Origin of the sequence: Xanthobacter autotrophicus (genome assembly GCF_005871085.1) — a bacterium.
Classification (GTDB): Bacteria; Pseudomonadota; Alphaproteobacteria; order Rhizobiales; family Xanthobacteraceae; genus Xanthobacter; species Xanthobacter autotrophicus.
The window spans coordinates 201,024-220,168 of the sequence record NZ_VAUP01000022.1; the positions used below are offsets into that span (position 1 = coordinate 201,024).

General features: G+C 69.0%; 16 protein-coding genes and 1 other RNA gene. 7 read left to right on the plus strand and 10 right to left on the minus strand.

Annotation, left to right across the window (positions count from 1 at the left end; translation table 11 throughout):
• Positions 1-95: 95 nt before the first annotated feature.
• Together FBQ73_RS09815 and FBQ73_RS09820 are read left to right on the plus strand one after the other, a co-directional pair.
• Positions 96-1,370 (plus strand): GGDEF domain-containing protein, encoded by a 1,275-nt coding sequence (locus tag FBQ73_RS09815; protein ID WP_138399303.1) that lies wholly within the window; start codon positions 96-98, stop codon positions 1,368-1,370.
• Positions 1,367-2,299: a 50S ribosomal protein L11 methyltransferase gene (locus FBQ73_RS09820; protein WP_246089640.1), complete on the plus strand. Its 933-nt coding sequence runs from the start codon at positions 1,367-1,369 to the stop codon at positions 2,297-2,299. The genes FBQ73_RS09815 and FBQ73_RS09820 overlap by 4 nt, the downstream gene beginning before the upstream one ends.
• Positions 2,300-2,531: 232 nt before the next feature.
• Here the strand turns inward: FBQ73_RS09820 and FBQ73_RS22740 are convergent, their stop codons facing one another.
• Both FBQ73_RS22740 and FBQ73_RS09825 read right to left on the minus strand, forming a co-directional pair.
• Positions 2,532-2,705 carry a hypothetical protein gene (locus FBQ73_RS22740; protein ID WP_170218829.1) on the minus strand — a complete coding sequence of 58 codons (174 nt, stop codon included), beginning with the start codon at positions 2,703-2,705 and terminating at the stop codon, positions 2,532-2,534.
• A 213-nt stretch (positions 2,706-2,918) separates the two neighbouring features.
• On the minus strand, positions 2,919-3,428 hold the full coding sequence (locus FBQ73_RS09825) for a thioesterase family protein (protein ID WP_138399304.1): 510 nt from the start codon (positions 3,426-3,428) through the stop codon (positions 2,919-2,921).
• A gap of 214 nt (positions 3,429-3,642) precedes the next feature.
• On the opposite strand from FBQ73_RS09825, the gene FBQ73_RS09830 reads away from it, so the two are divergent.
• Both FBQ73_RS09830 and FBQ73_RS09835 read left to right on the plus strand, forming a co-directional pair.
• On the plus strand, positions 3,643-5,055 hold the full coding sequence (locus FBQ73_RS09830; RefSeq protein WP_138399305.1) for an FAD-binding oxidoreductase: 1,413 nt from the start codon (positions 3,643-3,645) through the stop codon (positions 5,053-5,055).
• A gap of 63 nt (positions 5,056-5,118) precedes the next feature.
• The gene (locus tag FBQ73_RS09835) at positions 5,119-9,138 is read left to right on the plus strand and encodes an AsmA family protein (protein WP_170218830.1); all 4,020 of its coding nucleotides are present in this window, start codon (positions 5,119-5,121) and stop codon (positions 9,136-9,138) included.
• A gap of 140 nt (positions 9,139-9,278) precedes the next feature.
• Here FBQ73_RS09835 and FBQ73_RS09840 read toward each other — a convergent pair whose 3' ends face one another.
• From FBQ73_RS09840 to ygfZ, 6 genes are all read right to left on the minus strand, one after another.
• On the minus strand, positions 9,279-9,815 hold the full coding sequence (locus FBQ73_RS09840) for a dihydrofolate reductase (RefSeq protein WP_138399307.1): 537 nt from the start codon (positions 9,813-9,815) through the stop codon (positions 9,279-9,281).
• A 13-nt stretch (positions 9,816-9,828) separates the two neighbouring features.
• A complete protein-coding gene (locus FBQ73_RS09845; RefSeq protein ID WP_246089641.1) occupies positions 9,829-11,088 on the minus strand; it encodes a flavin monoamine oxidase family protein in 1,260 nt (419 codons plus the stop codon).
• A gap of 22 nt (positions 11,089-11,110) precedes the next feature.
• A complete protein-coding gene (locus tag FBQ73_RS09850) occupies positions 11,111-11,683 on the minus strand; it encodes an SspB family protein (RefSeq protein WP_138399309.1) in 573 nt (190 codons plus the stop codon).
• A 139-nt stretch (positions 11,684-11,822) separates the two neighbouring features.
• Positions 11,823-12,188: a transfer-messenger RNA gene (ssrA, locus tag FBQ73_RS09855) on the minus strand.
• A 139-nt stretch (positions 12,189-12,327) separates the two neighbouring features.
• Positions 12,328-13,014 carry a DNA-3-methyladenine glycosylase I gene (locus tag FBQ73_RS09860; RefSeq protein WP_138399310.1) on the minus strand — a complete coding sequence of 229 codons (687 nt, stop codon included), beginning with the start codon at positions 13,012-13,014 and terminating at the stop codon, positions 12,328-12,330.
• Between the two features lie 8 nt (positions 13,015-13,022).
• Positions 13,023-13,901: a CAF17-like 4Fe-4S cluster assembly/insertion protein YgfZ gene (gene ygfZ, locus FBQ73_RS09865; protein WP_138399311.1), complete on the minus strand. Its 879-nt coding sequence runs from the start codon at positions 13,899-13,901 to the stop codon at positions 13,023-13,025.
• A gap of 78 nt (positions 13,902-13,979) precedes the next feature.
• On the opposite strand from ygfZ, the gene FBQ73_RS09870 reads away from it, so the two are divergent.
• A complete protein-coding gene (locus FBQ73_RS09870; RefSeq protein WP_138399312.1) occupies positions 13,980-15,320 on the plus strand; it encodes a dihydroorotase in 1,341 nt (446 codons plus the stop codon).
• A 96-nt stretch (positions 15,321-15,416) separates the two neighbouring features.
• Here the strand turns inward: FBQ73_RS09870 and FBQ73_RS09875 are convergent, their stop codons facing one another.
• Positions 15,417-15,638, minus strand: coding sequence for a DUF2093 domain-containing protein (locus FBQ73_RS09875; RefSeq protein WP_041575248.1), 222 nt, complete (start codon positions 15,636-15,638; stop codon positions 15,417-15,419).
• Positions 15,639-15,711: 73 nt separating this feature from the next.
• A complete protein-coding gene (gene xseA / locus FBQ73_RS09880) occupies positions 15,712-17,172 on the minus strand; it encodes an exodeoxyribonuclease VII large subunit (RefSeq protein ID WP_138399313.1) in 1,461 nt (486 codons plus the stop codon).
• Between the two features lie 186 nt (positions 17,173-17,358).
• Between xseA and purD the strand changes: the two genes are divergently transcribed.
• Complete coding sequence (gene purD, locus FBQ73_RS09885; RefSeq protein WP_138399314.1) at positions 17,359-18,642, plus strand: phosphoribosylamine--glycine ligase; 1,284 nt, start codon at positions 17,359-17,361, stop codon at positions 18,640-18,642.
• A complete protein-coding gene (locus FBQ73_RS09890; RefSeq protein WP_138399315.1) occupies positions 18,639-19,085 on the plus strand; it encodes an acyl-CoA thioesterase in 447 nt (148 codons plus the stop codon). Before purD ends, FBQ73_RS09890 begins: the two co-directional genes overlap by 4 nt.
• Positions 19,086-19,145 lie beyond the last annotated feature (60 nt).

Genomic DNA, 19,145 nt, shown 5'->3' on the forward strand with positions numbered 1-19,145 from the left:
TTGCCGGCCCGGCTTGACGCATCTCCTGTTTTCTTCCGCCCGCCGCCTGCTAGGATCCCGGCCCGCCTGCAATTCTGCCGGCGCAGCGAACCATCATGGCCGGCTTCAACGTCTTCCTGCTCGTCGTCGAGATGGCGGTGTATTTCACCGCCATGCTGGCCCTGTTTCGCCTGCGCGAAACGCTGGGGCTGGGCGTCTTCTTCTGCGCCCTCGGCAGCTTCCATTTCATGGAAACGTACCTGGCCGCCGCCTATTATGTGCAGTTGCCCCTGGACATCTCGCTGTCGCCGGGTTCGGTGGTGCTGTTCTCCGGCAAGCTCGCGCTGATCCTGCTCATCTATATCCGCGAGGATGCCCTCGTCGCCCGCCAACCCATCTATGGGCTGTTCATCGGCAACATCCTGCTGATCGGCCTTGTCGCCCTGCTGCGCCAGCACGATGCGGTGGCCGCGCCCGGCGTGCCGGCCGACCTGTCCTTCATGGATGCCATGGGCCTGCTGATGATGTGGGGCACGCTGCTGCTCTTCATCGATGCCATCGCCATGATCCTGATCTACGAACGCATCGCGCGGCCGCTGCGGCGCATGCCGATCCTCGCCATCTGGGTCACGCTGGCGCTGGTTCTCACCTTCGACCAGGTGGCGTTCTTCGGCGTCCTGTCCCTCGCCATGGGCGTGCCGCTCACGGCGGGAATCGGCGGCTGGCTGGGCAAGATCGCTGCGGCGGGGCTCTATGCTGTCATGCTCGGCCAATATCTCGCCCGCTTCGAACTGGCCGGAGCAGCGCCGCGGCGGACCATCGCCGACGTGTTCCACGCCCTCACCTATCGCCAGCGCTACGAGGACCTGAAGCAGGAATCCCGCCGCGACGCTCTCACCCATGTGTTGCATCGCGGACAGTTGGAGCCGCTGGGCCGCGACCTGCTGGCGGTGGCGCGCACCACCGGGCGGCCGGTGAGCCTGCTGCTCGTCGACGTGGACGACTTCAAGGAGGTGAACGACCAGTTCGGGCACCCCACCGGCGATGAGGTCCTGCGTCGGCTCGCCCGCTGCCTCACCGAGAGCCTGCGGCAGGCGGATCACGTGGTGCGCTATGGCGGCGACGAGTTCGCCGTCTTCGCCCCGGGCGTGGGCAATGCGGGAGCCTTGTCGCTCGCCGCCCAACTGGGCCGGCGCGTCCGCGCCATGGCATTGCCTCCGGGGGTCGCCGAGCAGACCCTCTCCATCGGCGTCGCCAGCGCTCCGGAAGACGGCAGCACCTTGACGGAGCTGCTGGATGCGGCCGACAAGCGCCTCTACGTGGCCAAGGCGGCCGGGCGGAACCGCGCGACGGGCGGGCCGGGCGCCGACGCCCTCAAGATGAACGGATGATTGCACAACCCATGCTCGAAGGCCTCCCCCCCAACGACGCCACCCATGTGATGCGGGTCGCCGCGCCGCGCGTCGCCGCCCAGCGCATCTCCGACATGATTTCCGAGACGTTCGACCCGGCCGAGGTGGCCGTGGCCAATTTCGAGCGCACGGAAAATGACTGGGTGGTGGAGGTCTATGCCGGCGCGGCCTTCGACCCCGACCGGCTGCTGGAGATGGTGGAGATCGCCGCAGGGGCGGAAATCGCCAGCACCGTCACCTTCGGCGACGTAGAGCAGAAGGACTGGGTGGCCGCGAGCCTCGAAGGCCTCGCGCCAGTGCGGGTCGGCACCGTCGTGGTCCATGGCAGCCACGATCGCGACCGCGTCGGGCCGAACCAGATCGGCATCGAGATCGAGGCGGCGCTCGCCTTTGGCACCGGCCATCACGGCACCACCCAGGGCTGCCTCCACGCCATCGTCGATTCGGCGCGTCGTGGGCGGCCTTTTCCCCGACGCGTGCTGGATGTGGGAACCGGGACGGGCGTGCTCGCCATCGCGGCGGAACGGATCTTCCACACCGGCGTGGTGGCCAGCGACATCGATGCGGTGGCGGTGCGCACCGCTCGCGCCAACGCGAAGGCCAACAAGGCACCGGGCGTGCGCATGATCCACGCGGCGGGTGCTGGCGCCCGGGCATTGAGCGAGGGCGGTCCCTACGACCTGATCCTCGCCAACATCCTGTTACCGCCGCTGAAGCGGCTGGCGCGTCCGCTGCGCCGGCTGCTGGCGCCGGGCGGTCGCATCGTGCTGTCGGGATTGTTGTCGGCGCAGGTGCCGGCAGCGCTCGCGGCCTATCGCGCCCAGGGCCTTCGCCTGGTGTCGCAGCGGCATATCGAGGGCTGGGCGACGCTCACCCTCGCCGTGGATGCGGGGCGTCCCCTGCGCTGAAAACCGGATAGCCGCCCAACACAAAACCGCCCGCGCCGAACAGGTGCGAGCGGTCATCCGGTATCGGTGACATAGCGTGAAGGTGGTCGATGGCTGAGGTCCAAACCCCGACGGAGGACCAAGCCCTGATTACGACATCTGACGCCCGGATTGCATTGCAATCAAGCAGCAGAGCCATCGGCCAGTTTCAGGGACACCGATGCAATCCCGTTGCCGATCCTGTCGCAGCGTCTCAGGCGACGGGATCGCGCCCGTGGATCTCGACGTAGCGCGCATACTCACGCTCGGCCTGCTCCAGGCGCGCCGCGACAACGGCCTCAAGAAAGCGGGCGAAGAAACCCTTCTTGGCAGAAGAGTCGGTCTTGGAGGTGCGGACAATCTTGTCGGTATAGGTGACGGCGCTCATAGAGGCCTCCTGCAAATGGGCTCTGTTGCCCTTTTGCAGTGCAATATATCCCTCAATGCAGAGCACCAGAACGCATCAACCAGCATGCCTGCCCTGCGCCAAGCGCAAGGAAACTGATTTGCCTGAGAAGGCGACCGCCGAGACTGCCGGTGCCCGCCGGAACTCAATCCGGGACGCCTGAACCCGGCCCGCCGAGCGGGCCAGATGCCGGCCTCAGTAGCGTGCCGGCATGGTCACCTGGCGGCCGAGACCCTCGGGCGGCGGCAGGGCGGCATGGGCGGCGCGCATGGTGGCGATGCGCTCCAGCACGTCGTCGGGGAAGGGCGCCACGTGGCGGGTGCGCAAGTCCACGTGCAGCACCATCTGCTCCGTCGTGGCTGCGACCCAGCCTTCCGAGGCATGATGCAGCGTCTGGAACAGGTGCAGGCGCTTCTCGTCATAATCCACGAGGCGCAACGTGACGCGCACGGGAGAATGGGGCGCTAGTTCCTTCAGGTAGCGGATGTGGCTTTCGGCGGTGAAGAAGGAGGCGCCGCGCTTCGCCGCATAGTTCGGTCCGAGACCCAGAAGGCAAAGCGCCTCATCCACGGCCCGGTCGAAAATGAGGGTGTAATAGGCCACATTCAGATGACCGTTATAATCGATCCACTCCCCCTCCACCTTCATGGCGGAAGACACGAACGGAGCGAAAAACACGGGTTCAAAGTCGATCCGGTCAAGCATGGCCGCCTCGCTTCATCTGCATTAATGTGCCGCTGATGAACACACTGTGACGCGAGAAAAGGCATTCGTCACGCCCCAAAACGGCGCGAAAACCGAATCATAAAAGTCACTGTCAAGTTCAATGTGGCTCAGAACGAGCCGTTTCTGGGGATGACTCCAAGGCCCCTATCCGCCCCCTGGGCGGCCGGCGCAAGGCAAAGTTAAGGAATCGTAAATGGTTGTTGCAGCCGCGAAATCCGAACTGACGCTTCTCGAGCGAAGCTTTGCCGTCGTCGAACGGCTCAAGGCCGAGCTTGATCACAAAGTCGTGACAGGCTTCGCCGTCCGGGAACAACACGCCAACGTTACCACCTACCTGCCCAACGAGCCGGCAGATGCGGTGGTTTTCGCTGAATGCACAGAGGATGTGCAGGCTGTGGTCCGCGCCTGCGCGGATTACGAGGTACCTGTGATCCCGTGGGGGGCGGGTACCTCGCTGGAAGGCCATGTGAACGCGCCCTTCGGTGGCATCTGCGTGGACCTCTCGCGCATGAACCGTATCATCGCCGTGAACACGGCTGACCTCGACTGCGTGGTCGAGCCCGGTGTCACCCGCAAGCGGCTGAACGAGGAGTTGCGCGACCAGGGTCTGTTCTTCCCCATCGATCCGGGTGCCGACGCCTCCATCGGCGGCATGGCCTCCACCCGCTGCTCCGGCACCAATGCGGTGCGCTACGGCACCATGAAGGACAACGTGCTTTCCCTGAAGGTGGTGACCCCCACCGGCGAGGTCATCACCACCGCCACGCGCGCCCGCAAGTCTTCCGCCGGCTACGACCTCACCCGCCTCTACGTCGGCGCCGAGGGCACGCTAGGCATCATTGTCGAGATCACGCTGCGCCTGTTCGGCATTCCGGAGGCGGTCTCCGCCGCCGTCTGCCCCTTTCCCAGCGTGGAGGCGGCCTGCAACACCGTCATCGCCACCATCCAGAGCGGCATTCCGGTGGCCCGCATCGAGCTTCTGGACGAGGTGCAGGTGAAGGCCTCCAACGCCTACGCCAAGCTTGCCCTCGCCGAGACGCCCACCCTGTTCCTGGAATTCCACGGCACCGAGGCCAGCGTCCACGAGCAGGCCGACCGCTTCGGCGAGCTGGCGGCCGAGTTCGGCGGCGGCCCTTCGGTGTTCGCGGTGAAGCCGGAGGAGCGCTCGAAGCTGTGGCAAGCCCGGCACGACGCCTACTGGTCGGTCCTGCCCCTGCGGCCGGGCGCTAAGGCGGTGGCCACCGACGTGTGCGTGCCCATCTCGCGGCTGGCGGAATGCGTGATGGAGACCAAGCGTGACATCGAGGAGATGGACCTCATCGCCCCCATCGTCGGCCACGTGGGCGACGGCAACTTCCACACCACCTTGATGGTGGACGTGGACGACCCCGAGGATTTCGCCAAGGCCAAGCTTTATATGAAGCGGCTGGTGGAACGGGCTCTCGCCATGGGCGGCACCTCCACCGGCGAGCACGGCATCGGCCAGGGCAAGATGAAATACATGCTGCCCGAGCACGGCGAGGAGGCGCTGGAGGTCATGCGCTCCATCAAGCGCGCGATGGATCCTAAAAACATCATGAATCCGGGCAAGATCGTCGCGATCTGATCGCATTCCCTGCGCATAGGGAACAGGTTCCCCATATGAGGGGAACCTTTGGGGGAGACACGCGTGCAGGGCATACTGATCAGTCTCGCCACGGCGGTGATCCTGGCCATCGGCGGGGCCTTCGCAGCCCCGTTCGTGGTGGACTGGAACGCCTGGCGCGGGACGTTCGAGACGCAGATCAGCCAGGCGCTTGGCGTTCCTGTGGTCATCCGCGGGCCCATCGACGCCGAGATCCTGCCTGCCCCGCGCATCCTGCTGCGCGATGTCACCCTCGGCGACGTGGTCTCCACCGGTGGCACGGTGAAGGCGCTCAGGGCGGAACTGTCCCTCGGCGCCCTGCTCCGGGGCGATGTGGAGGCCACCGGCGTCAGCCTCGACCGGCCGCAGATCCGCCTCGTCATCGACAGCGCCGGGCGGCTCGCCCTGCCCACCGGCGCCCAGCGCCCCGCCGCCCTCTCCATCGCCCGATTCGAGGTGAAGGACGGCACCCTAGACATCCTCGATCGCGCCTCCGACCATACCCAGACATTACAAGGCCTCAACCTGAAGGGCGAGGCGCGCTCTCTGTCCGGCCCCTTCCGGCTCGACGGCGAGGGCGAGGCCCAGGGTGCGCGCTTCGCCATCCGCTCCACCCTCGGCAAGATCGGCGATGACGGCACAGGCCGCCTTCGCCTGGTGCTTGACGGCCGCAACCGCCCCTATGCCCTCGACCTTGACGGCGGCCTCGCCTTCGCTGGCGCAAAGCCGCGATTCGAGGGCCGGGCCACCCTCTCGCGCCACGGCGGCGAGGGGCTGGAGGCCTGGCAGCTCTCCGGCACGCTGAAGGCCAGCCCCGACGCCGTGCTCGCCGACAGCCTGGACCTCGCTTTGGGCGGAGCGCAGACACCGGCCCAGCTCTCCGGCTCCGCCCGCCTCGCGCTCGGACGGGCGGTGGGGCTCGATGCCGTGCTCAACGCCCGCAGCCTCGACCTCGATGCCCTGCGCGCCGCCACCGACGGCGTGCCGAACGCCACCCGCGACAAGGCTCCGACGGACCCGAACCCCGCCGCCGCCTTGGCGCGCTTTCTCTCCGGCATCGCCGCGCTGCCGGCGCCCGACATCGCTTCCCGCGTCGGCCTCTCGGTGGAGCAGTTGATGCTCGGCGGCACGCTGGTGCGCGACGTGCGCGCCGATATTTCCGGCTCCGCCGCCGGCTGGCGGGTGGACAATGCCGAGGCGCAACTGCCTGGCAAGGCCGCACTGCGCATCTCCGGCATGCCCACGAGCGGGCCCGGTGGTGGCGGCTTCAACGGCACCGTGACCTTCTCGGCGGATGACCCTGCCATCTTCCTGCGCTGGGCTGCGCCCACCGCGCCGCGTGACTATGTTGCGGCGGCCAAAGGGCCGGTGCGCATCTCCGGCAAGGTCAATGCCGGGCCGACCCGAATCGCCGTGGACAGGCTCGACGCCACCTTCGCAGCGAGCCGGGTGCGCGGCTCGGCGGTGGCGGCGTTCGATGCCGGCGCGCCGCCCAAGCTCAACCTCAAGCTGTCCCTCGACGGCTTCGACCTCGACCCGCTGGTGGCCGCGCTCCAGACCGCAGCGGCGGCCGTGGGCGGTGGCGCCGACGGCACACTGGCGCTCGACGGGCGCAACCTGATGCTCTCCGGCCTTCCCCTGCGCGGCCTCACCCTTGATGCGGCGGCCACCGGCGGCAACTGGCGGCTCTCGCGCATCGTCATGGACGACCTCGCCGGCATCCGCCTCGAAGGCGCGGGACGCATGGAGAATTTCTCCACCACCCCGCGCGGCGAGTTCAACTTCGCCCTCTCCGGCGCCAAGGCCGACGGGCTTGTCCCCCTTGCCCGCCTCGTGGCTGGCGAGCAGACGGCGCAGGTGCTCGCCACCCTCCAGCCCATCGCCGCCCCGGTGAAGCTTGCCAGCACCGTGGTGTGGGGCGAGGCCGGCGGCCGCAACATCACGGTGACTGGCACGTTGGGGCAGATCTCCGGCGACGTCACCTTCGCCCGCAACAATGCCGGCGTGCCCCTGCGCATCGCGCTCAAGGCCGATGCGGCGGACGGCGCGCGGGCGCTCGCGGCCTTCGGCGTGGAGGGCCTCGCCCCGCGCCTCGGCCCGGCCCGCGCGGAACTCTCCGTCTCCCCCCTCACCCAGGACGAGGCCCAGGTGCGCGGCCGCCTCACCCTTGCCGACATGACCGCCCAGGCGGAAGGCACCGCGCGCCTTTCCGGCGGCGCCATGGAGCCGAGCCTCGCGGTGCGCCTCGACGGCGGCGACCTCGGCCGCGTACTGCCCCAGGCCTCGGCAGCGGTGGAGGGGCCGGTGCCCTCGGCCCTCGCCTTCACGCTTGCCCGCACCGGCGGCATCTGGCGACTTGATGGCATCAGCGGTTCGCTGGCCGCCGCGCCGGTTTCGGGAAACATGGAGTTCGAGCCCGGCCCGGTGCCGCGCATCGGCGGCAAGCTGGCGTTTGAAAGCCTGTCCCTGCCGCGCATCCTCGGCATGTTCGCCGCCCGCACCGGCGCCGATCCGGCCGGCATCCCGGCCATCTGGAACACAGCGCGCCTGCAGCCGGCGGCGATCTCGGGTTATGCCCTCAATCTGGAACTGACCGCCGGCCGCCTCGCGGTGCTCGGACCCTATGTTCTCGGCAACGGGCGCCTCGTGCTCGGAAGCGACGGCGCCGACCTCGACGTGCGCGACATGTCCGGCAGCCTGGGCGGCGGACGCACGGCGGCCAGCCTGCGCCTGCGCCGGCAGGGCGACGGCGTGCAGGCGGATGGTCGCCTGGTGCTGGAGCAGGTGGATGCAGCGGCGCTGCTGGCGCCCACCGGAGCGCGCACCGCACCCCGGGGCAAGGTCAACCTTCTGGTGGACCTTGGCGGGTCCGGCCGCAGCGTGCTGGCCGTGGTGCAGAACCTCTCCGGCCAGGGCACGCTGGGCGTGCGCGACTTCGTCATTGATGGCGCCAGCCCGGCCGGCCTCGATCAGGCGCTGGCGGAAGCCGTCGGCCTCTCGCCGCCGCCCGACGAGCGGCGCGCGGCGCAGATGCTCGACCGCACCCTCGCCAAGGGACCGCTGCGCATCGGCTTCGTCGAGACCACGCTGGGCGTGGTGAACGGTGTCGCCCGCCTCTCCCCGGCCCGCACCGCCGCCGACGGCGTGCGTGTTGGCTTCAATGGCAGTTTCGATCTCGCCCGCCTCACCCTGGACACCACGGTGGATCTGGAGGCGCCGGAAAGCGCGGGCGGCGCGCCGGGCGGCAGCATCGTCTGGCGCGGCCCGGTGACGGGTCCCGAGCGGCGGGTGAGCGCCGCGGCGCTCACCAGCGTCATCGCCATGCGCGCCATCGAGCGGGAGACGCGCCGCCTGGAGGAGCGCCAGGGCCGCACCGGGCCAGAGGCCCCCGCCGGCACCGTGGCTCCCGTTGCGCCCCCGGTTGCGCCCCCGTTGGCCCAGCCAGTAGCGGCGCCGGCACCGATCCCCGCGCCTGCCGCCATTGCCCCGGTCGCACCACCGGTGCAGCCGCAGCCTGTTCAGGCCCAACCCGCGCCGGCTCCCGCCGCCGCGAAACCCGCTGCACCGGCCCAGACAAGCGCCCCGCCGCCGACTCCGCGACCGGCAGCACCGGCCCCCATCGCAACGGCGCCCGCAGCCCTTGCGCAGCCGGCGACTTCTGCTGCGCCGGCGCAGCAAGCCGTGCCAGCGGTACCCGCCCAGACGGCCACGCCCCAGGCCGCACCGATGCCCCAGCCGGCACCATTTCCGCAGGCCATCGAGCGGCGCGAGGCGCCGCCGGCCGGCTTCGGCGCACCCACAGCATCGGGCGCCGCCGGCACTGCGACGCCAGCCGAATCTCAGGCTCAATCAAGCCCGTCGCGGCCCGAGGCCCGCGCCACGCCGGAAACCGCCGCCGAGCGCCACACGCCCGTCGTGCGCCAACCCACGCCGCGCCGGACCGAGCGTGCTCAGCCCGAGCCGGCGCCGCGCGTGTTCACCCCGCTGCCGCCGGAGACCACCCTGCCGCCCACCCGCGGCTTCGGCGACCTGCCGCGCCCGCCGGGCCTCGTGGGGGCGCAGTAGACGCGCCGGCAGTCGAGAGGCTTGGCCCGATAAGGCTTGGCCCGATAAGGCTTGGCCCGATAAGGCTGGCCGGAGGCGTCCGAACGCCGCCGGCCAAGCCCGGACATTCCTTCAGTGTCGGTTGAAAACGAAGGCCGGCTTCAGGCGCCGGCGCGCACCAGCGTCACGACGGTGAAGGCGGCTTCGTCCTTCTCGCCCTGGATCGGGCCCTCCCGCTCGATCTCGCGCCATTCGGCCTGATTGAACGCAGGGAAGAAGACATCGCCCTCCGGCGCCGCATGCACGTGCGTGAGATGCAGCGTACGGGCCAGGGGCAGCGTGTCATGGAACAGGCGAGCGCCGCCGATGACCATGATCTCGTCCGCGCCCATGGCGTCCGCCGCCTCATCGGCAAGGCGCAGCCCGTCCTCCAGGCTCCCCCCCTTCAGCACCCCTTCCGGCACCGTGAAGGCGGGATCGGTGCTGACCACCACGGAGGTCCGCCCCGGCAGCGGACGGCCGATGGATTCATAGGTCCGCCTGCCCATCAGCAGCGGCTTGCCCCAGGTGAGCGCGCGGAAGCGCTTGAGGTCCGAGGGCAGGCGCCAGGGCAGGCCGCCGTCGGCACCGATCACCCCATTCTGCGACACCGCGACCACGAGGGCGAGAGGATGGCGTTGCGCGTGGCGAGGTGTCATGGGGCGATCTCCATCATCGGGCGCTTTTCAGGGCGGCGAGGGCCGCGTCGGCGGCGGCAAGGCCGCTGAAGTGGGCACCGTGGCAGGTAGAGAAGGCCTCCCGCCCCAAAGCCTCCCCCGCAAAGAAGATCCGCTCGTCCAAAGGCTCATGCAGCCGTGCGCGCAGGGCGGCGTGGCCCGGCAAGGCGCAGGAATAGGCCCCGCCGATATAGGGCATCTCGGCCCAGCGGGTAACAAGGCTGCGCTTCACCCTGGTCTTGAGGCCCGCGCCGAAGGCCGCGCCCAGCACATCAAGCGCGAAGCCGACCAGCGCCCCCTCCCCCTCCGCCGCGATGGCGTGCGCCTCGGGTCCCGCCACATGGACCAACGCCGCCGGCGCCCCGCCGGGCTTGAGCAGGGCAGAGGCACCGGCGCGGGCGGGATGGACGAGGTCGATGGCGTCGAGGGCGGTGCGCTCGGGCATGCCGAACACGTCCTCATCGAACAGCAGCGCCACCTTCTCGGCAAAGCCCAGCGGCAGCGCCGCGAACGCCTCGGCAAAGTGGACCGGCAGCGCGGGCGCAAACGCCAGGCGACCGGAGGCGATCACCGCCGTGGAGACCGTCACGATCACCTTGCGGCAAGTAAGAACGCCCTGCGCTGTCTCCAGTTTCAGCCGCGTGCCCGACCGGTCGATCCGCGACACCGGACAGTCGAGCGTGACCGGCAGCACGCCCGCCGCCGCCAACACCAAGGCGCCATAGCCGTCGAGCACCGGCCAATTGTCGTCGGTGTCGTGATAGTAAGCATAATCCACGCAGGATACGGCGTCCGGCCCCGCCGCCGACATCAGCGCCAGCCAATGTCGCGCCAGCGGCCCGAACCGCCCCGGCGGCCCCACAGCCTCGGAAGCCGCAATGTCCCGCCCCGCGCGCCCGGTAGCAATGATGGCCTCGAACACCTGATCCATCTCGGCGTCCGCCTGCGCCTTTTCTTCGGGTGTGGCGAAGCGGGTGCCGAGATGCAGCCGTCGCGCGCTGGGCGTGTTCCGGCCCACCTTGAAGGCGAGCCGGTCGGCGAGGGCAGTGAAGGGATTTTCCCGCGCGTCGTGGAGCCAGTGGCAACCGAGATCGAACGGCACGCCGAGGGTCGTGGTGTCAGTGGCCGCGCGCCCGCCGGGGATGGACGCGGCCTCGATGATACGGAAAGGGAGGCCGGCCTGACGCAGGCGCGTTCCGGCGGCGAGGCCGGCAGCTCCGGCGCCGATCACCACCACATCAGTATCGGCGGTCACCAATGCGGTCCCGAAGGGCCAGCTACTTCTTGTTGCGGAAGACGTCGAGTTGCACCACCTGGGCGCCGCTCGCGGGCCGTTCAGGTGCGTCCTGGTCCGATGACGCGGGGTTGGATGCCGCGCTCGCCAGTGCCGGCTCGGAGGCCGCGCCCCGGGCGGGCTTGAGCGGAGCGGGGGCATTGGCGGAGCGGGGCGCCTCGAAAGGCGAGTCCTCGGTTTCCTCTTCTTCGCTCTCGTTCGCGGCGAGTTCGAACTGAAGGCCGAACTTCACGGAGGGGTCGAAGAAGCCCTTCAGCGCGGAAAAGGGCACCAGCAACCGCTCGGGAATGCTGCCAAACGACAGGCCCACCTCGAAGGTGGTGTCGGTGACGATGAGGTCCCAGAACTGGTGCTGGAGGACGATGGTCATCTCCTCCGGATACTTCTCCAGCATACGCTGGGAGAGGCGGACGCCCGGCGCGCGGGTGTCGAAGGAAATATAGAAATGGTGCTCGCCCGGCAGGCCTGTCTTGGCCACATCCAAGAGCACACGGCGCACCACGGAGCGCAAGGCCTCCTGGGCGAGAAGATCGTAGCGGATATGATCGACCGACATGAGCCCGCAGCACTTCCCCGTCCGGCCCGGTGATCCAGAAGACTCCGGGCACCTTCCGGGGGGCCATACGGGCATGCCGTATCCGGAGGGTCTGGCGATGGAGCTTCAAACCTTCCCTCGTCCGGCCGGATGGAAGGGAAGTGGAGGCTTCTGTTGCCAGGTGCCTCCGAACCCCGCCTAGCCAGTGCTACCCGGTAGGACTTTGATTTCGATCGTCAAACCGCTCACGCGGCCAGAGCAACCGGAGCATAGTTGTCATTCGCAACTATCAGTTCGGCCCGATGACGGCGGAACCATGCCGAGCGAAAGTATGCCCTTTACACCCTCGTCGATCCTATTTCGCCCCCGCCGGAGCCCGCCTCCCTGCAAGGGGAAGTTGGGCTTTGGTGGAGGCGCCGGGTACCGCCCCCGGGTCCGAAAGGCTTATTCCGACACCCATTTATCGCCGTATCCGACTTGCGTCGGCAGATCGAATATAGGCGTCGCCCGCCGGCGATGAAAGGGGCGCGCGCCATAAAGTCCGCCGCCATCCCCGCCCTTTGTCGCGGAACCTTGCGCCAACGGCCCCGGTCTTCGACGGGCACCGGGCAGGTTCGCCCACGCGCCGTGCGGGCTTGGACCCTCCCGCCCGCGAGCGGAGGGTCTTACGGCCTGGCGCAATGACATCCTTCGAGGTGGTCGTCCACCAGCCCGCAGGCCTGCATGGCGGCATAGACGATGGTGGGGCCGACGAACTTGAAGCCCAGCCCCTTCAGCCGCTTGGAAAGGGCGATGGACTGCGCGGTCTGCGCCGGCACGTCGGCGATGCGGCGGGGCCGGTTCACCCGCGTCTCGCCGTCCACCGCGTCCCACATCAGATCGGAAAAGGCGATGCCTTTGTCCTGAAGGTCGAGATAGGCGCGGGCGGAGGCCACCGCCCCCTCCACCTTGGCCCGGTTGCGCACGATGCCAGCGTCGGCCATGAGGGCTTCCACCTTGGCAGCATCGTAGCGGGCCATCTTTTCCGGCTCGAAGCCGTCGAAGGCGCAGCGGAAATTCTCCCGCTTCCTCAGGATGGTGATCCACGAGAGGCCGGCCTGGAAACCGTCCAGCAGCAGCTTCTCGAACAAGGCGCGGCTGTCGCGCTCGGGCACGCCCCATTCATCGTCGTGATAGGCCATATAAAACGGGTCGGTGCCGCACCAGAAACAGCGCGCGCGCCCGTCCCCGTGCTGGAGCAGCGGCGCGCGCTCCGCCTTCACCGCCGGAGCGGTTCCCTTCGCGCTTTCCGCCTTTGTGTTTGCGGCCTCGGGCGCACTCTTTTTAGCGTTTCCCGCCTTCGGCTCAGCCATCGCCCCTCTCAGCTTCCCTTGAACTTGCGGTCCAGCTCGCTGACCTTCTTTTCCCATTCCATGGAAAAGACGGCCCAGTCGGGGCGACGCAGTTCCACCGGAACCTCCCCGGCAAGAAGCGGCACGCCGTCGGTCTTGGCATCGTTGGCGCGATCGAGCCGCACGGTGGCGATGCCGCGCCCGTCCGTCACCGACAAGACCTGCCCGACGCTCTTGTCGCCGGCCGTGATCTCCTGACCGGTGGCGAGGGGGGTATCGAACAGCACTTCCACCAGCCGGTTCCGAGGGGTGGAGCGGTGCTCCATGCGGCTCACCACCTCCTGGCCCACATAGCAGCCCTTCTTGAAGTCTACCCCGCCCAGCTGGTCCATGTCAGCCTCGTGGGGGAAGGTGTCGCCATAGGCGAAATCCGGCCCGCCCTTGGGAATGCCGAGGGCGATGCGGTGCGCCTCATAGGGCGCCGCATCGGACGACAGGGCCTGCGCTGCCGCCAGCGGCAGCACCAGACGCTGGCCCAGGGCGGCAAGGCGCGGGTCGGGATAAACCGCGCCCTCGGGCACCTCCCCCGCATCGCCGAACACGGCGACGACGGCGAAATCATCCGCCTTCGCGAAGGTCACCTTGGCCCGCAGCCGATGGAAAGTGAGGCGCTTCAGCAGGTCTTCGGCTCGCTCGGCGGGAACGTCGAACAGAAAGGCGTCCTCGCCCTCCGCGTAGAACAGGAAGTCGGAGATGATCTTGCCCTGCGGGGTGAGCAGCGCGCCGTAGCGCGAGTCGCCCTTCGCCATGGTCTGCACGTTGCAGGTGATCACGCCATGGAGAAACTTGGAGGCTTCGAGGCCGGTGGCACGAATGAGCACACGATCGGTCAAATAAACGACGGGCATGGGGGCCGTCCTTGTCAGAAAAATAAAAACCAGATTTAAGGCCGCTTGCCTGTCCCCATCAAGAGCGAGCTTCCTCCCATGCCCGTGACTTTCGATCTGCTGCTCAAGGGCGGCGCGGTCGCGACCCCCGCCGGCATTGCCGTTGCGGACATCGGAGTGACAGGCGGACGCATCCGCGCCATCGGCTCGCTGGGCGCCGCAAGTGCGGGCGAAGTGGTGGACGCCACCGGTCTGCACATCCTGCCCGGCGTCATCGACACCCAGGTGCATTTCCGCGAGCCGGGGCTGGAGCAGAAGGAAGATCTGGAGACCGGGTCGCTGGCCGCCGTCATGGGCGGCGTGACCGGCGTGTTCGAGATGCCGAACACCATTCCCCAGACCACGTCCGCCTCCGCGCTGGAAGACAAGATCGCGCGCGGGACCAACCGCATGCACTGCGATTTCGCCTTCTATGTGGGCGGCACCCACGACAACGTGAAGGACCTGCCCGAGCTGGAGCGCCTGCCGGGAGCGGCGGGCGTGAAGGTGTTCATCGGCTCCTCCACCGGCTCCCTGCTGGTGGCGGACGATGATGGCGTGCGCAACATCCTGAAAGTCATCCGCCGCCGCGCCGCCTTCCATTGCGAGGACGAGCCGCGCCTGCAGGAGCGCAAGAGCCTGCGCGTGCCCGGCGATGCCTCCTCCCACCCGGTGTGGCGCGACGAGGTTGCGGCGCTCACCGCCACCCGCCGCCTGGTGAATCTCGCCCGCGAGACCGGCGCGCGCGTGCATGTGCTGCACGTGACCTCGGCGGAGGAGATGGATTTTCTCGCCGACGCCCGCGACGTGGCCTCGGTGGAGGTGACGCCCCATCACCTCACCCTTGCGGCGCCCGACTGCTATGACCGGCTCGGCACGCTGGTGCAGATGAACCCGCCGGTGCGCGACGGCCGCCACCGCGACGCCCTGTGGGCGGCGCTCCAGAGCGGCGTGGTGGACGTGCTCGGCTCCGACCATGCCCCCCATACCCTGGAGGAGAAGGCCAAGCCCTATCCCGAAAGCCCCTCGGGCATGACCGGGGTGCAGACCCTGGTGCCGCTGATGCTGGACCATGTGGCCGCCGGGCGCCTGACCCTGGAGCGCTTCGTGGACCTCTCCAGCGCCGGCCCGGCCCGGCTGTTCGGCATCGCCCGCAAGGGTCGTATCGTGGTGGGTTATGACGCCGACTTCACCGTGGTGGACCTGAAGCGCCGCGCCACCATCACGGCGGACTGGATCGCCTCGCGCTCCAAGTGGACGCCCTATGACGGCAAGGAAGTCACCGGCTGGCCCGTGGGCACTTTCGTGCGCGGCCGCAAGGTGATGTGGGAGGGCGAGCTCACCGGCCCCGCCACCGGCGCGCCCATCGGCTTCCTGGAGACGCTCCAGCCACGGGGCTGAGCCAAGGTACGCCCCAAGCTGATTTCCAACGAAAGAGGGCGCGCCACCGGCGCGCCCTTTCTTTTCGTTGACTGGACTTCCTTTCGGCCGCAGGCGTCAGCCCGCCGGACGCTCCTTCACGCGGGTCAGCACCGCCTCGGGGCCGGAATAGGCCTCCTGCAGGTCGACGCTCCAGTAGCGCAACTCATCCAGCGGAATGGCCTGCCCGGTCACGGCGCAGCGCACGAAGCTGCCCGGCCGCAGGATGCGGAACTCACCGTCAAGGTAGCGGACCTCCGCCTCGCCATGGGGCTCGGGGAAGCGTTCGAATCTGTTCATCACAGCCGTTATCGTCCTGAAACAAGAACACGCACCATAGCCATTCGCCCCGCAGCGCGAAAGAGGCGCCGGCTTACGGATCGAACAGGGTCGGCCCCTCGACCTTCGGCGGCTTCCTGGATTTGGCCGGTCGCGGCCGCGCAGGCGCGGGCACTGGAGGCGTTGCAGCCGGCGCAGCATCCCCCGTCACCGCCGCCACATGCCCATCCGCGAACTGAAGATCCAGCACCATGCCCGGCGTAAGACCGGCGGCCAGACGCACCGGCTGGCCCTGCGCATCGCGCACAAGCGCGAAGCCGCGGCTCAGCACCCCCTTGAAGGACAGGGCATCGAGCAGCTGACCCGCCGATTTCAGCCGCGCCGCACGCTGCTCGCGCGCCACCCACAAGGCGCGTTTCAGCCGGCCCTCCAGCGTCTCCAGCCGGTCGCCGGCACGCTCCAGGCGCAGCTTCAGCGCCTCGGGGGAGAGGCGGGCACGCGCCGCCACCAGGCGCAGGCGATGGGCGGCGGCATTGGCCTTGAGGGCGCGCGGCAGGCGCTCGCTCGCGGCATCGAGTCGTTGCCGGGGCACGGAGAGCAGGTTTTCCGCGCTGGGCAGGAGTCGGGACAGGCCGCGCAGGTCCGCCCGCCGGCGCTCCAGAAGCCGCACCGGGGCGGCGGCAAGGCGCCCGCCCAGGTCTTCCACCGCCGCGATAAGCTCGGAACGCACCGGCACCACCATCTCGGCGGCGGCGGTGGGGGTGGGCGCGCGCACGTCGGCAGCGAAATCAATCAGGGTCACGTCGGTCTCGTGGCCCACGGCGGCGACCAGCGGGATAGCGCTTTCCGCCGCCGCCCGCACCACCTCCTCGTCGGAGAAGCCTAGAAGGTCCTCCAGCGCGCCGCCGCCGCGCGCCACCACGATCACGTCGGGACGCGGGATGGCACCGCCGACCGGCAAGGCGTTGAAGCCGCGAATGGCCGCCGCCACCTCCGCCGCCGAAGTCTCACCCTGCACCCGCACCGGCCACACCAGCACCCGGCGCGGAAAACGGTCGGCGAGGCGGTGGAGGATGTCGCGGATCACCGCCCCGGTGGGCGAGGTGACCACCCCGATCACCTGCGGCAGGAACGGCAGCGCCACCTTGCGCGCCGGATCGAACAGGCCCTCGGCCGCCAGGCGGCGCTTGCGCTCCTCCAGCATGGCCATGATGGCGCCGGCGCCGGCGAATTCCAGCGCCTCGATGACGATCTGGTAGCCCGACTTGCCCGGATAGGTGGTGAGGCGGCCGATGGCCACCACCTCCAGCCCCTCCTCGGGCTTCAGCCGCAGGCGCTGAAAGGTGCCTTTCCAGATCACCGCGTCGAGCCGCGCCCCGGCATCCTTCAGGCTGAAATAAGCGTGGCCGGAGCCGTGCGGCCCGCGATAGCCGGAGATTTCGCCGCGCACCCGCACGTGGCCATAGGCGTCCTCAACCGTGCGCCGGAGCGCTGCGGAGAGCTCGGAAACGCTCCATTCCGGCGCATTTGCACGGGGTTCGGCGACATCCACCATCGAATCGCAGTCGGCTGTTGGTCAAGGATTAAGCATAGCGGGAAAGCCCCCCATGCGGCGAGCGCAGAGCCGTGCCTCTTGTTTGCGCGGCTCCGAGCCGATAGGCGATTGTGACAAGAGACTCTCGCAAGAGACGTTGGCAGAAACGTCCGAGCGAGACATGGGGCAACGCACGGGGGAGGCCGCATGAACATTCTGCTGCTCGGATCGGGAGGGCGCGAGCACGCCCTCGCCTGGAAGCTGGCGCAGAGCCCAAGTATCGGCCAGTTCTATGCCATACCGGGCAATCCGGGCATCGCCGAGCACGCAGAGCTGATCGAGGGCATCCCCCTCTCGGCCCACGACACCATCGTGAAATGGTGCCAGGACCATGGCATCGACTTCGTGGTGGTCGGCCCCGAGGCGCCGCTGGTGGCGGGGCTGGTGGACCGGCTGGAAGCGGTGGGCATCCCCGCCTTCGGCCCCACGGCTGCGGCTGCCCGGCTGGAGGGCTCCAAGCTCTTCACCAAGGAATTGTGCAAGACCAATTCCATACCCACCGCCGCCTTCGGCCGCTTCACCTCCGCCGCCGAGGGCGCCGCCTATGTGCGCCAGCAGGGCGCGCCCATCGTGGTGAAGGCGGACGGCCTCATGGCCGGCAAGGGCGTCGTGGTCGCCCTCTCCGAGGAAGAGGCAGTGGACGCGGTGGAGCAGGTGTTCTCCAGCGGCGGCACCGAGGTGCTCATCGAGGAGTTCATGGAGGGCGAGGAGGCCAGCCTGTTCGCCCTGGTGGACGGCGAGACTGTCGTGCTCTTCGGCAGCGCGCAGGACCACAAGCGCGCGTTCGACGGCGACCTCGGCCCCAACACCGGCGGCATGGGCGCCTATTCCCCCGCCCCGGTGCTGACGCCCGAGCTGGAGCGCCGGGCACTGGAGGAAATCCTCATCCCCACCGCCCGCGCCATGGTGGCAGCCGGCACGCCCTATCGCGGCGTGCTCTATGCCGGGCTGATGCTGACGGCCGATGGCCCAAAGCTGGTGGAATACAATTGCCGCTTCGGCGATCCCGAATGCCAGGTGCTGATGCCCCGCTTCACGGGCGATCTGATCCAGGTGCTGCACGCCACCGCCACCGGCCACCTTGCCGAGGTGACGCCGGAATGGTCGCAGGATGCAGCCATGACCGTGGTCTATGCCTCGCGCGGCTATCCCGGCCCGCATCAGGTGGGCAGCCCCATCGGCGGGCTCGATGCGGCGACGGAGCTGGATGGTGTCCTGGTGTTCCAGGCCGGCACACGGCGCAAAGGCGTCGGGCTGGTCTCCAACGGCGGGCGGGTGCTGAACGTCACCGCCACCGGCTCCACCCTCGGCGAGGCGCGTGACCGGGCCTATGCGGGGATCGCCCGTATCGAATGGCCGGACGGCTTCTTCCGCAGTGACATCGGCTGGCGTGCGCTCGGCAAGGCGACGCCCGCCAAGGGGGCCCGATGACCGCCCGCGAGAAGCCGCCCCTGCCGGTTCTGGACGATTTCCCCGTCAAGGCGAGCGACACCATTCGCTACGGCGACACCGACAAGCTCGGCCATGTGAATAACGCCGTCTTCTCCACCTTCCTGGAGACCGGCCGCACTCGGCTGCTCTGGGGCGGGGCTGCCGCCGTGGCGCCGGAGCACGCGAGCTTCGTGCTCGCCCGTCTGGTGCTGGACTACCGTGCAGAGATGTTGTGGCCGGGCGAAGCATTGATCGGTACCGGCGTGCTGTCCGTGGGCAACAGCTCCATGACGCTGTCGCAGGCCATCTTCCAGGGCGAGCGCTGCACCGCGACGGCAGAAACCGTGCTGGTGCTGTTCGACCTGGTCACCCGCCGTCCCCTGCCCCTTCCCGAGGAAAGCCTCTCGCGTCTCGCAAGCCTCAAAATGCGCCGTCCCGGCTGAGGCGGGCCCGCCGCTTTGCACCGACCGGCATTGTGCTCTAGATAAGGGGCCGACAGCCCC